This window comes from Paenibacillus sp. P4_A9, assembly GCF_056402415.1.
The window spans coordinates 1-655 of sequence record NZ_JBFUHL010000238.1 but is presented as its reverse complement, the minus strand read 5'-3'; the positions used below and the strand labels follow the sequence as shown (position 1 = coordinate 655).

The following is a 655-nucleotide window of genomic DNA, read 5'->3' as shown; positions in this document are numbered from 1 at the left end:
ACCAAAGGGTGCTACAAATGAGATAGAGTCCCATGACTGCCATCAGCAGTATAAGGGTGAAGCTCGACATGTTCTCCATGGAATCAAGCCAACCGATTCTTTTCATACCGAACAGACTGAGGTTAAACACGATTCCAATCAGCATAACGGACCATATGGATGAAAGGCGTACATAGATGGATCCATAAATGAATCCTAACGCTACACCCAGAAGCTGCATCGCAATTCCACCCGGCTGCAACGMCGCAATAATCAAAGCGATGACTAGAATTGGCCAGAATACAGGAACATGTTTCCGGGCTTCGTTAAACATAATGCCAATAAACAGGATCAACTCAAGTGCAGTGGTGAGTACGGAGGAAAGTATCATGTAAATGAAAGGAACAGAGGCGAAATATTCTTCTGTAAAATCATTGAATGTTGTAATGTTGTAGTAAAGAAGTAGTTTCATGGTGGCAACATTTAATAAAGTGAACGCCAGCCCGATTGTTATCATGTGAACCGAAAAGCTCGGACTGATCGGCGAGAAGCTACTAAGTCTCCAGAAGCTTACCGGTGTCTGTTTCAAAAGTCGATATTTAATGGCGTAAACCATTGCGGATAGAGCGATTGTAATTACAAGTACCATGAATACCTGGATTGGGATGTTCTTTCC

General features: G+C 42.7%; 1 protein-coding gene. It reads right to left on the bottom strand.

Annotated features, from left to right (window positions below; translation table 11 throughout):
• On the bottom strand, positions 1 to 628 hold a 628-nt coding region (locus tag AC1DVJ_RS31225; RefSeq protein ID WP_477596855.1), incomplete at its 3' end, for a hypothetical protein.
• Between the last annotated feature and the right edge of the window lie 27 nt (positions 629 to 655).